General features: G+C 70.1%; 12 protein-coding genes. 6 read left to right on the forward strand and 6 right to left on the reverse strand.

Features of this window, described 5'->3' with window-relative positions; translation table 11 throughout:
* Positions 1–26: 26 nt before the first annotated feature.
* Positions 27–551, reverse strand: a complete 525-nt coding sequence (locus ACIBD9_RS25650) for a MarR family winged helix-turn-helix transcriptional regulator (protein WP_396721496.1) — start codon at positions 549–551, stop codon at positions 27–29.
* A gap of 90 nt (positions 552–641) precedes the next feature.
* Here ACIBD9_RS25650 and ACIBD9_RS25655 point away from each other — a divergent pair, with 90 nt between their 5' ends.
* Complete coding sequence (locus ACIBD9_RS25655) at positions 642–1319, forward strand: hypothetical protein (RefSeq protein WP_396721497.1); 678 nt, start codon at positions 642–644, stop codon at positions 1317–1319.
* A 23-nt stretch (positions 1320–1342) separates the two neighbouring features.
* Positions 1343–2059, forward strand: a complete 717-nt coding sequence (locus ACIBD9_RS25660; RefSeq protein WP_396721498.1) for a hypothetical protein — start codon at positions 1343–1345, stop codon at positions 2057–2059.
* Here ACIBD9_RS25660 and ACIBD9_RS25665 read toward each other — a convergent pair.
* Positions 2056–6090 carry a discoidin domain-containing protein gene (locus tag ACIBD9_RS25665; protein WP_396721500.1) on the reverse strand — a complete coding sequence of 1345 codons (4035 nt, stop codon included), beginning with the start codon at positions 6088–6090 and terminating at the stop codon, positions 2056–2058. The genes ACIBD9_RS25660 and ACIBD9_RS25665 overlap by 4 nt on opposite strands.
* A gap of 169 nt (positions 6091–6259) precedes the next feature.
* Positions 6260–6826, reverse strand: a complete 567-nt coding sequence (locus ACIBD9_RS25670) for a TetR/AcrR family transcriptional regulator (RefSeq protein ID WP_396721501.1) — start codon at positions 6824–6826, stop codon at positions 6260–6262.
* 113 nt (positions 6827–6939) lie between these two features.
* Here ACIBD9_RS25670 and ACIBD9_RS25675 point away from each other — a divergent pair, with 113 nt between their 5' ends.
* Entirely contained in the window at positions 6940–8340 is a 1401-nt protein-coding gene (locus ACIBD9_RS25675; RefSeq protein WP_396721503.1) for an MFS transporter, read from the forward strand.
* A gap of 67 nt (positions 8341–8407) precedes the next feature.
* Here the strand turns inward: ACIBD9_RS25675 and ACIBD9_RS25680 are convergent, their stop codons facing one another.
* Positions 8408–10342, reverse strand: a complete 1935-nt coding sequence (locus ACIBD9_RS25680; protein WP_396721505.1) for a Na+/H+ antiporter NhaA — start codon at positions 10340–10342, stop codon at positions 8408–8410.
* Between the two features lie 424 nt (positions 10343–10766).
* Here ACIBD9_RS25680 and ACIBD9_RS25685 point away from each other — a divergent pair, with 424 nt between their 5' ends.
* Genes ACIBD9_RS25685 through ACIBD9_RS25695 form a run of 3 tightly spaced genes read left to right on the forward strand, consistent with a single transcriptional unit; the run spans position 10767 to position 12467 of the window.
* Positions 10767–11111 carry a type VII secretion target gene (locus ACIBD9_RS25685; RefSeq protein WP_396721507.1) on the forward strand — a complete coding sequence of 115 codons (345 nt, stop codon included), beginning with the start codon at positions 10767–10769 and terminating at the stop codon, positions 11109–11111.
* Positions 11108–12268: a WXG100 family type VII secretion target gene (locus ACIBD9_RS25690; RefSeq protein WP_396721509.1), complete on the forward strand. Its 1161-nt coding sequence runs from the start codon at positions 11108–11110 to the stop codon at positions 12266–12268. Before ACIBD9_RS25685 ends, ACIBD9_RS25690 begins: the two co-directional genes overlap by 4 nt.
* A 1-nt stretch (position 12269) precedes the next feature.
* Positions 12270–12467: a DUF4926 domain-containing protein gene (locus tag ACIBD9_RS25695; protein ID WP_396721511.1), complete on the forward strand. Its 198-nt coding sequence runs from the start codon at positions 12270–12272 to the stop codon at positions 12465–12467.
* Positions 12468–12536: 69 nt separating this feature from the next.
* Here the strand turns inward: ACIBD9_RS25695 and ACIBD9_RS25700 are convergent, their stop codons facing one another.
* Entirely contained in the window at positions 12537–12788 is a 252-nt protein-coding gene (locus tag ACIBD9_RS25700; protein ID WP_396721513.1) for a hypothetical protein, read from the reverse strand.
* Complete coding sequence (locus ACIBD9_RS25705) at positions 12785–13087, reverse strand: DivIVA domain-containing protein (RefSeq protein ID WP_396721515.1); 303 nt, start codon at positions 13085–13087, stop codon at positions 12785–12787. The genes ACIBD9_RS25700 and ACIBD9_RS25705 overlap by 4 nt, the downstream gene beginning before the upstream one ends.
* Positions 13088–13145 lie beyond the last annotated feature (58 nt).

Consider the following 13145-nt stretch of genomic DNA (forward strand, 5'->3'; position numbering starts at 1 on the left):
CCTCGGGGCGATGTGCGGTAACCGCCCTAAAGGCCCTCGCCTGAGGCGACAGGGCGTTCGGGCCGGACGGCCGTTTCCAGGCCGGGATGAACTCCCGGCGGGTTCCCGGTATCGCCGGCGATTCGTTGCAGGGCGGCGATGAGCGCGACGCGCTCGTCCGCGTCAAGCGCGGCGAGGATCTCGTCCTCGTGCTGGTCGGCGACCTCTCGTGCGAGAGGGAGCAGCTGTCGCGCGGCGCCGGTCAGGTGAATGGCGTGGGCTCGGCGGTCGCCTGGATGCCGTCGGCGTTCCACCAGGTTGCGCTGCTCGAGGTCGTCAAGCAGGCCGACCATGACTTTGCGGTGGATGCCCAGCGCGTCGGCGAGCTGCTGCTGGGAACGCCCCTCGCCACGCTCCACGTGCATCAGCAGTCCGAAGTGATTCGGTGCGATGCCCAGCGGTGCAAGCCGCGCGGCGAACGTCTGGGCAACGTGGAACCCGAGCTGGGACAGCAGGAAGTTGGCCCGGTCGGCAAGCGGCCGGTCCGGAGGTGGTGCGGAGTCGTCAGACACCTCGGTATTGTACGTCCACGACATTGTCCGTTACGGTAACAGTTACCGCGACGCCGTATCGCTGCGTCCGTCGACACCGGAGGATGCGTGATGTCCGATCCGCTGCCCCGCTTCGCCGAACCGGAACCGCACGGATTTCTCTATCTGGGTTTCCAGGCTGCGCCCGCGCAACGGCTGCCCGTTTACACCCGCACCCGGCGGCGGCGCAGCGCGGCGGCGCGGCTCGTGCAGGCCGTTCCCGCACTCGTACGCCGCCCTGACGTTGTGTCCGTCAAGGTCTTCCGGGCGGTGTTCATTCCGCCGCTGCCGGGCGCACCCCGGTACGATCTCGCGATGCTCATCAGGACTGTGAGCGTGGACCACCTGGAGACCGTACGTACCTGCGACGAGGTCTCCGCCTTCGACGGCGAGCAGATCCTCGCCGGTGTCAACGTGGCCCGGATCGGCGAAACCGACGCTCGAACCGACGGCACTTTTCTGTTCAACCACTTCACCGCCGCGCCAGGCACTGACGCCGAAGCCGTTTGGCGCTCCCTCACCGGCTGGTACACCACCAGGACCGGAGTCGACAACTCCACCGCTCTGCGCCCCACCGGACCATCGTCGTTCGCGCTGATCAACTACGCGCGGATACCCGCCGGGGCGATCCGATTCCTGTTCGGGCAACTCATGCGGCCGAGCTTCCACCGCTTCGTGCGAGCCACGCTCGACGACCACGGCATGCACGCCCTACCTGCCTTTCACCGTTCGATCCACACGTCGACGTGAGCCTCGATCGAAGGGGAACATCCATGCGCTTCCACGGCCTTGCCGGCATCGCCGGCATCGGCTTCGTCATCATCCTGATCGCGGCCAACCTGCTTCTGACCGCGGCGGGCTTCCCGACCCCCTCCGAAACCACATCCGCCGACGAGATCACCGCGGTCTTCGCTGCCGAATCCGGGGCACTGCGCCTAGCCTCGGCACTCTTGCCGACGGCCTGGTTGCTGGCCACGATCTTCGCCGTCGGGGTGTGCGTCTGTCTTCAACGTGACCAACGGTCCCGGACGGACCCGTGGTCCCTTGTCGGTCTGGCTGGCGTGCTCATGCAGTCGTTGGTGTTCACCGCCGTCGAGGCAACCCGGCTCGCGCTGATGTCCGCCGCCCGGCACGGCGACGGCAGCGTTAGCGGCCTCTGGGGCTTGTACAACGCCCTGTTCGGCTTCAACCAGGTCTTCCTGGCGACCGCGCTCGTCGGGTTGTCGATGTTCGGCATCCGTACCGGTGCCATAGCCCGATGGCATGCCGGCATCGGTTTCCTCGCCGCCACACTGTTGTTCATCACCGCGACCACGAGTCCGTACGGCATCGACGGCGTCAACCCGCTGGCCGTGCTCGGCCTCGTCGGCTGGCTGCTCTGGCTGGTGTGGATCGTGTCGTACAGCATCATCCTGATCCGACAGGGGTCCGATCAGTCTGGTCACGGTGGGAAGCGGCTCGGGATGCCGCCTCCCACCGCGTACTCCTAGGAGTTGTACGCCTGCGCGGTCACCGTGACCTGGCGGGCGAGGCCCGGCCGCGCCGGCCAGGAGATCCGCACCTCGCGGCTCTCCCCCGGCAGGAGCCAGAAGTAGTTGTCGTCGTAGCGGGCCGGCAGCACCCGCTTACCGTGCTGGTCGCGCACGGCGAGCCGCACCAACGCGGCGACCGTACGGCCCTGGTTGCGGACCGTCGTGGTGACGGTGTTGCGCCCGTCCACGACGCGTACGGTGCTCGACGACGTCGACAGTCGGGTGCTCGGCACGTCGTTGAGCGCCCGCAGCTGCTCGGCCTTGTCGTACCGCCAGTAGGTGTTCTCCGCGAGCAGCCGGTCCCGGCTGTCCCGCAGCTCCAGTCGCACCAGGTGCAGTCCGCCGCCGTCCGGCGCGGCGAGTGGGAAGACCGCCGTGGTGGCCGAACGGGCCACGTCCACCCGCTGACGCTGAGGCGAACCCAGCGACCGGCCGCTCAGGTCGTACCGTCGGGCGCTCACGGTGACCCCGCTGAGCGGCGCGGCGGTGTGGTTGACCACCCGGACCTGCCAGGTGCCCGGGTCGGCCTGGACGTGCACCGGCTCGCACCCCTTGCGGGCGCCGTAGTAGGCGCCGTTCACGTCGAGGTCGTAGTCGTAGGTCTGCCAGACCGTGCTGTGCCACGCCGGGTGCGACATCCACAGCAGCAGACCGGTGGCGTCCTGCCACAGGTTGGCGTTCCAGGCCTCGAACATGGCGCGGTGGCTCTCGTAGTTGACGAACTGCGCCCGGGTGGCGAACTCGTCGAGCGAGTCGGACTCACCGAGCCGCGCGTCGATCGCTGCCTGGTACGTGCCGACACGCTGGTTACCGATGGTCGACCAGTCGTGGTAGTTCCACACCTCACCGATCGGCCACTCCGGCGCGTCACCGACGAGGTTGCGCATGCTCTCGACCACCGACACCACCGGCATGCCGATCTCGGTGTGGAAACCGAACGCGCCCGTGTCGTAGGTGTTCTTGTTGTTGTACGTCGCCGGCTCCACCCAGTGGTACGGGCCGTGGCCGCTGACGATGCCGCCGGCCGAGTTGGGGATGTAGAGGATCTCCGGGTGCTCGGTGGCCGCCGCCTGCTTGAGCCCGGCGTCCACGATCGGCGGTGGGTCACCCTCGTTCGCGCCACACCACACCACGATGCTCGGGTGGTGGCGGAACCGCCGGATCGTGTCGGCGGCGATGTCGACGTAGCCGGGCGGGTTGGGCAGGAACGCGCCTGCCTGCCAGAAGTCGTTCCACACCAGAATGCCCTGCTCGTCGCAGGCCTGGTACAGCTCCTCACGGTTGCTGCTGCCGAGCCAGTTGCGGATCATCGTGAAGTTCATGTCGCGGTGCATCTCGACCGTGTCCGCCAGCCGGTCGGGCAGCACCCGACGCAGCAGCTCGTCCCAGCCCCAGTTGCCGCCCCGGGCGAACACCGGCACACCGTTCACGCTGATCTTGAGTTGGGTGACGGCGGTGCTGACCGACTTCACGTCGGTCCACCGCTGCCCGTCGTCCGAGACCTGGATGACGAAGTCGCGGGCGTACGCCTGCTCCCAGACGATGGTGACCTGGTCGAAGCTGACCGGGGCGCCGAGGTCGACCTGGATCCACTGGTTGTCCTCGAACTTCGACGACCACCTGGTCCGGGGGTTGCCGTCGACGGCCCGGTCCGGGCCGTTCGAGTCGCTGTCGGACGACGACGCGGTGGCGGTCCGGCGCAGGGCCAGGTCGACGTCCGGCTCGGCCTGCCGCTGCACCGACAGCGCCCACATGGACACGCCCCACGAGGTCACCCGCGCGCCGGTCTGGATGCGCAGGTGCTGGGCGGTCTGACTGGCGAATGTCTCGACCTGGGTGGCGCGGCTGCCCAGCGGGGTGTCGTTGCTGACCGACGTCACGTCACTCCAGGCGTCCCCGTCAGCGGAGACCTGCACGCGATAGTCCAGCGCGTACGCCTGCTCCCACACGATGGTGACCCGGTCGAAGTCGACCGGGGCGCCCAGGTCGACCTGGATCCACTGGTTGTCCTCGGCCTGCGAGGCCCAGCGGGTCGCCGCGTCGCCGTCGACGGCCTTGCCGGGCCCGTTGCCGTCGTTCTCCGACGACGACGCGGTGGCGTCGCGGCGCAGGGCGAGATCCGGGCCGGTGCCGTCGGCCACCGACAGCGAGAACATCGAGATACCCCAACCGGTGGCACGCTGCCCGGCCTGGATGCGCACGTGCCGGGCCCGCTGCCGGTCGAACGTGACCGTCTGGGTCGCCGCCCCGTCGACGAACTCCAGTGCCGGCTTGCCGGGCGGCGAGATGACGATCGGCTGGTGCCAGTCGTAGGCGAACTCGCGAATACCGAAGCGGAGCGCGCGCCGGTCGCTGACCGCGCGCTTGACGGTGGCGGTGAGCGTGAGGTCGTACAGGTGGGGGTCGCCGTAGCCGTTGGGCCACCAGAGCCGGGGGTTGCGCAGCCGCAGCGCGTGGAAGCGCTCCGGCGTGAAGGTGACGGTGGTGCTCCCGCCGGCGGGGACGGTCACGGTCGACTCGACGCGTACCTTGTCGAACTCCGCGCGGACGGTGACCGTGGTGGCGCTGGCCGCCGCGTTGCGGACCGGCACCCGGATGGTGACCTCGGCGGTGTCGGTGCCGGGCAGGTCGGGCAGCGTGGTCTGTACGTGCGGGTCGCCGATGACCACGGCGCCGGTGCTGCGCAGCCGGACGTGGTCCCAGAGACCGGTGACCCGGTCGCGGACGGCGGGCATCCAGTCCCACCCGGAAACCGCCAGGTAGGTCGGCGCGTCCAGGTAGTGGTGGGCCGACTGGAGGAACGTACGACCGTCGGGGCCCTTGTCGCCGGGGGTGCCCGGGTGCGGCATCGGGGTGACCCGGACGGCGAGGACGTGCTCGCCACGGTGACCGGCCAGCGCGTCGGTGATGTCGAAGGCCGCCCGCGCGAACGGGTGCTTGACGCTGCCGACCTGCACGCCGTTGACCCAGGCGGTCGCCTCGTGGTTGATCCCGTCGAACTCCAGCCAGATCCGGCGGCCGGCCGAGGTGTCCAGGTCGCGCGGCAGCCGCAGCGAGCGCCGGTACCACCACGTGTGCCGCGACAGCGCCTCCGGGATGCGCATGTTGTTGAAGCCGGCCACCGGGTCGGGCAGGTGGCCCTGCTCGACCAGGGTGCCCAGCACGGTGCCGGGCACCGTCGCCGGCAGCCAGGACCGGACGTCGACACCGGCGCGGGAGAGTTCGGCGCCGTCGGCGGTGCCGGCGAAGTCGTCCATCGTCAACGACCAGCCCGACTCCAGCGGCACCGTACCGTCGGCGGCGACCCTCAGCTCGGGGGCCGGGCCGGTGTTGCCGCCCTCCCAGCTCGTCCAGCCCTCGGCCTTCGGCCGGCCGGCCAGCGGTACGCCGTAGACCTGGAAGCCGTTGAGACCGACCGGATTGCTGTTCGAGCGCTTCGTGGCGGTCATCCGGATCCACCGGGCGGTGACCGGCTCGGGCAGCTTGATGGCCTGCACGCCGCCCTGGCCCTCGCTGGTCTCGTACACCGAGCGCCAGGCACGGCCGTCGGTGGAGACCTCGATCCGGTACGCCGTCGCGGCGCTGGAGAGGATCTCGTCGCCGTCGGTGTCGGTGTAGTTGCCGTCGAACGGCCCGTCGGTGAGCGTGGCCTCGAAGACCAGGGAGACGGCCTCGATCCGGCAGAGCGCCTGGAGGTCCACGGAGATCCACTGTGGATCGCCGTTGGCGGCGCGCCATCCACTCCCCCGGACGCCGACCTGCGGCAGCCCGTCCACGGCGAAGGTGGCGGGCGTCGGCGCGTAGTCGGTCGAGGAGACCGTCACCGGGCGGTACCGGGCCAGGTCGGTGGCGGTCGGGGTGGCGGCCGGCGCCGGCACGGCGGCGGACGCGAGGGCGTCCGGCAGGGCCGCGGTCACCCCGACCGACGCCAGCAGCGTCGCACCGGCGGAGAGGAAGGTACGCCGGGAAATCGGCGATGGCTCGGACATCTTGCCTCCAGATATGACAACGTTGTCAGATAACGGGGGTCTGTGACAACGTTGTCAGATGGTGGCCCGATGTTTCCCGAGAGTCAAGGGCCCGAGTCCACCGTGATTCCCCGAACACGCTCCGCAGCTGTTCCACTTCGGACATCGACGCGCGGGCGGACGGCCGAGGTCACTCCGGCTGCGTGCTCAGCCCGTCCAGGGCGACCGTGAGCACGTGATCGCGCTGGTCGGCGCGGGGGAAGTGCCCGGAGGCGATGGCGCTGGTCAGGCGCATGATGTCGTCGATCGTCACGTCGGCGCGCACCTCGCGCGCCTGCTGGGCCCGCTCCAGTAGCGGCCCACCGGCGGCGTAGAGCGCCCGCCGACACTCCAGGTAGGCGGTGGACTCCCGGTTCAGGCCGGCGGCCAGCGGCTGCTTCGCCCCGATGTACTCCACGAAGCGCCGCAGCCAGGTGTAGAGGCCCTCGCGGGGGGCGAGCCTCTCCGCCTCCCCGGCCGTCTCGCACACCGCCTCGACCTCGGTGACGTAGACGTTCTCGATCAGCACCTCCCGGGTCGGGAAGTTGCGGTAGAGCGTCGCGATGCCCACTCCGGCCCGGCGGGCGATCTCCTCCAGCGGAGCCTCCGCGCCCTGCTCAGCGAAGGCGACCCGGGCCGCCGCCAGGATCGCGTCGTAGTTGCGGGCGGCGTCGGCCCGGTGCGGGCGGGCCACGCGCAGGTGGGTGAGGGCCGTCACGATGCCGATGTCTCCCAGCGCTAGCAACCGGAGGCCGGCTATCACTAGAGTGATAGTGCGCCTCCACTTATTCGGAGGTCTCCTATCAGTCTAGCCCGAAAGAAGGCGTAACCATGTCCCCGACTCCCGCTTCCCGTCGCGGGATCGCCCTGGCGCTCATCCTCGGCTCGCAGCTGATGATGACGCTGGACACCTCGATCATCACGACCGCGCTGCCGCACGTGCAGCGGCAGTTCGGCTTTTCCCAGTCCGGGCTCTCCTGGGTGCAGAACGCCTACGTCCTGGCGTTCGGCGGCCTGCTCCTGCTCGGCGCGCGAGCCGGTGACCTGCTCGGCCGGCGCCGCGTCTTCCTCGCCGGGATCACCCTGTTCACCGCGGCGTCCCTCGCCGCCGGCCTCGCCCAGAACGGCAGCTGGCTGATCACCGCCCGCGTCGTGCAGGGTCTCGCCGCCGCGCTCGCCGTGCCCTCCACGCTCGCGCTGCTGGTCGCCGACCACCCCCAGCCGGGGGCCCGGGCCAGGGTGATCGCCCTCTACAGCGCGGTCATCGGCGCCGGCGGAAGCGTCGGCATCGTGATCGGCGGCGTCTTCACCGACCTGCTCTCCTGGCGCTGGGGAATGCTCGTCAACGTGCCGATCGGCATCGCCATCGCGCTGCTCGCACCACGGTTCCTGGTCGAGACCGAACGCCGCGCCGGGACGTTCGACCTCGGCGGCGCGCTGACCTCCACCGCCGGCATGACCGCCCTGGTGTACGGCTTCATCCAGGCCGCCGGGGCCGGCTGGAACGCACCGAGCACCGTGCTGTCGCTGGGCCTCGGCGCCGTCCTCCTGACCGCCTTCGTGCTGATCGAACACCGGGCACCACAGCCCATCACCCCACTGCGCCTCTTCAGCAGCCTGGAGCGCGCCGGGGCGTACGCCGGGCGGATCCTCATCGTCGGCGCGACCTTCTCCACCTTCTACTTCCTCAGCCAGTACCTACAGGAGGTGCTGCACCTCAGCGCCCTCCAGACCGGCTTCGCGTATGTGCCCATCACCGGCATGTTCTTCGCCATGGTGTACGCCATCCGGCCCCTACAGAACCGGCTCGGCCGTCCCGTCCTGCTGGTGGCGTCCCTCGTTGTCGCGCTGGTCGGCATGGCGTGGCTGTCACGCATCTCGGCCGACTCCAGCTACTTCCCGGACGTGCTGCTGCCGCTGCTGGTGATCGGAATCGGCCAGGGCATCGCGATCATCCTGATGACCCAGGGCGGCGTCGCCGGGGTCGAACCGCAGGACGCCGGGGCCGCCTCCGGTCTCGTCAACGTCGCCCACCAACTCGGCGGCTCACTCGGCATCGCGATCCTCACCATCGCGTACACCCGTGCCAGCTCCGCCACCGACCCGACGGCCGGCTTCCACGCCGCCTTCACCGGCGCGGACGTCTTCTTCCTGATCGCCCTGGCCCTGGCCGTCGTCGTGGCCGTCGCGGGCCGCCGCGCCAACCGGCTCGCGGCTCTCCCCACCACTTGAACGCCCTCGCGTCGCCGGGGGCGGGCGGGCCGCGGGGGGGCTGCGGATCGACCACGCGCCCCCGCGGTCAGCTCGCCGGTCCTGCCTCGCGGCGTCCGCGATGGCGAGGGTGGTACTCGGGGCGGAGCTTCGCGCTCGCGAAGGCCGCCTTCACCGCGGCCGAGAGCGCGGCGATGTCGTACGCGCCGTGGTGTCGCCGGCCGTTGATGAAGAAGGTCGGCGTGCCGGTGACGCCGCTGAGGTCGGCGGAGTCGACGTCCTCGGCGATCCGGTCCACGCCCATCCGCTTGACCATGTGCTGCCGGAACCCGTCCAGGTCCAGGCCGAGCTGTTCGGCGTAGCCGAGCACGTCGGCGGGGTTGAGAGCATCCTGGTGGGCGAGCAGCAGGTCGTGCATCTCCCAGAACGCGCCCTGCTCCCCCGCCGCCTCGGCGGCCTCGGCGGCGAGTTGGGCATGCGGGTGGACGTCGGTGAGCGGCAGGTGCCGCCAGACGTACCGGATGTTGGCGAAGTCGGCCAACAACTCTCGGACCACCGGCTCGGCCTGCCCGCAGTAGGGGCACTCGAAGTCGCCGTACTCCACCACCGTCACCGGCGCCTCAAGCGACCCGCGCATGTGGTCGCGATCCGGATCGACCGGCAGCATCAGGTCGACGATCCCCTCGGTGACGCCCAGCAGCGCGCGGGTCCGCCGCGCTGGCGAGAGCCGTCCGACGGAGCGGAACACCAGCCAGGTGACGAGGGACGCGCCGAGCGTCGCCACGATGATGCCGAACTTCGCCTCGTCCAGGGCCGGGCCGCTCAGGGCATGGGTGGCGATCAGGAGCGCGACGGTGAACCCGATGCCGGAGATCGTGCCGACCCCGGCGACGGCAACCCAACCCACGGGTGGCCGGAACCGGTTGCCGCTCAGCCGGGTCACCAACCACGCGGTGGCCACGATCCCGGCCGGCTTACCGACGACGTACGCGACCACGACGCCGACCGTGACCGGGGAGGTCACGGCCCTGGCCAGCAGATCGCCGTCGATCACGATGCCGACGTTTGCCAGGGCGAAGAGCGGCACCACCACGTAGCTCGCCCACGGGTGGTAGAGCGTCTGCAAACGCTCGTTCGGGGACAGCGCCGAGGTGAGCCCGGCCCGGGCCATCCGGGCGAGTTGCGGGGTGGGCTGTTCCCGGAAGAGGCGGAACTGGTCGCTGGCCCGCTGCAGGTCGCCGCGGCCCGGTGCGTAGGCGTAGGTCAGCAACCCCATCACCAGGCCCACCGCGACCGGGTCGACACCGGACATCGACACGGCGAGCCAGGCCGCCACCCCGAGCAGCGCGTAGACCGGCCCGAACCGCACCCCGCAGCCCCGGACGAGCAGCACGACGCCGAAGATCCCCGCCGCGACGATGAGCGCCGTCAGCGAGGGGTGGTGCGGGTACGCGATGGCCAGCACGGCGATCGCCACCACATCGTCGACGACGGAGACGGTCAGCAGGAACCCCCGCAGCCGTTCCGAGAAGCGCGGCCCGAAGACGGCCAGCGCGCCGAGCGCGAGCGCGGTGTCGGTGGCCATCACCGCGCCCCAGCCCGCCGCGGTGGTGTGCCCGGCGTTGATGGCGAGGTAGATCGCGATCGGCACGAGCATGCCGCCGACCCCGGCGAGCATCGGCAACGCCAGCCGACGCCGCTCCCGCAGCTCGCCGATATCGAATTCGCGGCGCAACTCCAGCCCCGCCACCAGGAAGAAGAACGTCATCAGGCCGCTGTTGACCCAGGTACGCAGGTCGTGCGACACCTGCCAGTCGCCCAGTCGGATCGAGAAGGAGGTGCTCCAGACCGACTCGTACGACGACGCGCTGAGGTTCGCCCACACCAGAGCCACCACCGCGGCGATCAGCACCACCCGCGCGCCGCCGGTCTCGGTACGCAGGAACGAGCGCAGCGGGGCGTTGAACCGCCTGTCCCAGACGGTCCGGCTGGTCCAGCCCCGGGGCGTGTTGTCGCTCGTCACGGGAACAATCTTCGTCGACCTGACCGTCACGTGGTCCGGATTGCTACTCCTCTCCCGCGAACACGACGCCTCCCCGCACGCCCCCCATCCCGTCGATCTTGCAGTTTCAGTCGCCGAACTGTGGGATTCTGCGTCATTTGTCGCGACAGAAGGGGCAAGATCGCGCTCTAGCTTCGTCGATCATGGAGTTGTGGTGCCTGTTTGGCACTACGGCGGGTGCTTTGTCGCCCACCACAACTCCATGATCGGCGAGGCGGTGCAACGACGGCGGCGGCGGGCATGCACGCAGCGCCACCGATTGGTAGCGTGCCGGTGATGTCGCCGGCCGCAGCCGGCCGTGGTCCCCTGGGGAGGGTCGAGATGTGGGCCGACGTCACAATCGACTCGTGCCGCAGACGGCTCATCCACGACCAGGGACCAGACGATGCCCGTTGGTGACGGCATTCAGGTCGACCCGGACGACCTGAGCGCCCACGCCGCGCGCCTCGATCGCTGCGCCGGCAGTCTCGACACCGCCCAGCAGGCAGGCCAGCACATCCGGTTGGGCACCGACGCCTACGGACAACTCTGCGCGATGATGCCGGTGCTGCTCGACGGCCTCCAGCGCACCCTGGTCGACGGCATCGGCGCCGCCGCCGCGTCGGTACGGGACACCGCCGGCAAGCTACGGGTCGGGGCGGACCGCTACCGAAGCTCCGACGCCCACGCCAAACACCTGCTCGACGGCGTGCGGCAGCACCGGCTCGATGAGGTGCGGCAGCACCGGTGACGTCGAACCCGCTCGTCGCCGCCGCTGCGGACACCCCGCCCAGCGCCTGGGCGGGCGTGTGGATCTGCGAGGACATCGAGCTCATCGCCCAGGGCATCCGCACCGGCAGTTGGATCGACGGCAGCCTCGGCGTCGTGAGCGCGGGCCTGGACGCCCTCGCCCTCGTCTCCGACCCGGTCGGCGCCCTGCTTCAGTACGGGATCGCCTGGCTCATCGAACACGTCAAGCCGCTCAGCGAAGCGCTGGACTGGCTCGCCGGCGACCCGGCGCAGATCACCGCACACGCCCAGACCTGGCGCAACGTCGCCGGCTCGCTCCGCGACGACGCCGCCGAGTTGGCTCGCGCCGTTCGCGCCGACGTCGCGGGTTGGGGCGGCAGTGCCGGCCCCGCCTACCGAGCCTGGGCCAACGAACAACAACAGGCCATCACCGGCCTCGCCCAGGGCGCCGACACCATGGCCGCGATCACCGAAGGCGCCGCCGGCCTGGTGGCCGCCGTCCGGCTCCTGGTCCGCGACGCCATCGCCACCTGCGTGTCCCGCATCATCGTGTACGCGGGCGAACTCCTCATCACCGGCGGACTGGCCGCGCCGCTGGTCGTGGAGCAGGTGACGACCCTGGTCGCGTCGTGGGGTGCGCGGATCGCGCGGTTGTTGCGTGGGTTGCTGGCCAGCCTGCGACGGCTGATGCCGGAGATGCGCCGACTCGGCGACCTCATCGAGAAGCTCAAGCAATCCCTGGGCCGACTCCGGAAGCAGCCACCCGCCCCACAGAAGCCCGACGGCCCCGAGCCGACGAAGATTCCGGGCGATCCCAGCCGACCGGACTTCACCGAGGCCGAGATCGACTCACGGAAGATCACCGCCTACGCCATGAACCCGGACCACCCTGTCGGCAAGAACAAATACCGCGTCATCCACTCCACCACGGGCCTCGGGCCGGACGACGCCGAGGTGATCATGCAGCAGATCCGCGAAGGCGTAGTCGCTGGCACGCCTTTGCTGGGCAAGGCCGACGAGTTCGGCCAGCGATGGAACGTGGACCTACCCCTGACCGGGCCGGGTGGCACGGTCATCGTCCGTACAGCCTGGATACTGGAGAACGGGTCATCTTCACCTCGGATGGTGACCATCTCGTTCCCGCCCAAGGAAGGGTGACATGTTGGAGCTGTACGACGTGGTTGAACTCCGAGAAGCCATTCCGGGAGAACAACTTCCTGCCGGGGCAGTGGGAACCGTCGTTCACGTCTTCGACAGCCCCTCGACTGCCTACGAGGTCGAGTTCGCCGACGCCGATGGCCGCACCATCGCCATGGTCACGCTCCGGGCCGACCAGGTAATCCGCCGAGTCGGGTAGTTGATCGGTGCGTCGAGCTCCGTCGCAGATCACTAACTCGATCATGCACGGCGGCTTGGAGACGCCTGGTCAGCGGCGTAGGCGGCGGGAGCAGGCGCCGTCGTGGCCGTCGCGGAGCAGGCAACGCCGGCCTCCTGCCATCCGCAGGTCGCAGAAGACGCGATGCCGGAGCAACTGATGGTCCTCTTCGGAGACGGTGGTCTCCCCCGGGTCGGTCATCGGCAGCACCAGCATCCAACGGCCGATGATTCGGGCCAGGCGTTGCGCGGCAGCCAGGTCGTTGGCAACGACAGGCAGGTGGACGACGTACCGCTGGCTCATCGGGCCTGGTCCCGCTCGTTGCGGGCGGGGGCCTGATCGGCCTGCCAGCGACGCAACCCGGCCTTGATCCGGGCGGTCTCGCGACGGCTCTCGGCGAGAGCGGCGTAGACGGCGGCCATGTCGATGGCGACCCGGTCGAGGAAGGCGTACACGTCGTCGGGGTTCAGGCCGCGACGTCCGAACCCGACTGGCGCGAAGCGGCGCTCACGCACCTGCCACGGCAACAGATTGGTGTACGCGGCGGAGCGGTAGGTCGCGCCACCGCCAGCCGACGATGGTCGCTGGTTACGAGCGGTCATATCCGTCCGCCTTCCTGGTCGTTTGCCCTGCCTGGCCGGCCGCGAGCTGTGACCAGCC

The organism is Micromonospora sp. NPDC050784 (assembly GCF_044456765.1).
GTDB lineage: Bacteria > Actinomycetota > Actinomycetes > Mycobacteriales > Micromonosporaceae > Micromonospora > Micromonospora foliorum.

What these genes read in the sequence shown, in the direction of transcription:
- ACIBD9_RS25700 (WP_396721513.1), bottom strand. Translation starts at nt 12,788, where the DNA reads ATGAGCCAGCGGTACGTCGTCCACCTGCCTGTCGTTGCCAACGACCTG.
- ACIBD9_RS25705 (WP_396721515.1), bottom strand. Translation starts at nt 13,087, where the DNA reads ATGACCGCTCGTAACCAGCGACCATCGTCGGCTGGCGGTGGCGCGACC.
- ACIBD9_RS25695 (WP_396721511.1), top strand. Translation starts at nt 12,270, where the DNA reads ATGTTGGAGCTGTACGACGTGGTTGAACTCCGAGAAGCCATTCCGGGA.
- ACIBD9_RS25665 (WP_396721500.1), bottom strand. Translation starts at nt 6,090, where the DNA reads ATGTCCGAGCCATCGCCGATTTCCCGGCGTACCTTCCTCTCCGCCGGT.
- ACIBD9_RS25655 (WP_396721497.1), top strand. Translation starts at nt 642, where the DNA reads ATGTCCGATCCGCTGCCCCGCTTCGCCGAACCGGAACCGCACGGATTT.
- ACIBD9_RS25660 (WP_396721498.1), top strand. Translation starts at nt 1,343, where the DNA reads ATGCGCTTCCACGGCCTTGCCGGCATCGCCGGCATCGGCTTCGTCATC.
- ACIBD9_RS25675 (WP_396721503.1), top strand. Translation starts at nt 6,940, where the DNA reads ATGTCCCCGACTCCCGCTTCCCGTCGCGGGATCGCCCTGGCGCTCATC.
- ACIBD9_RS25685 (WP_396721507.1), top strand. Translation starts at nt 10,767, where the DNA reads ATGCCCGTTGGTGACGGCATTCAGGTCGACCCGGACGACCTGAGCGCC.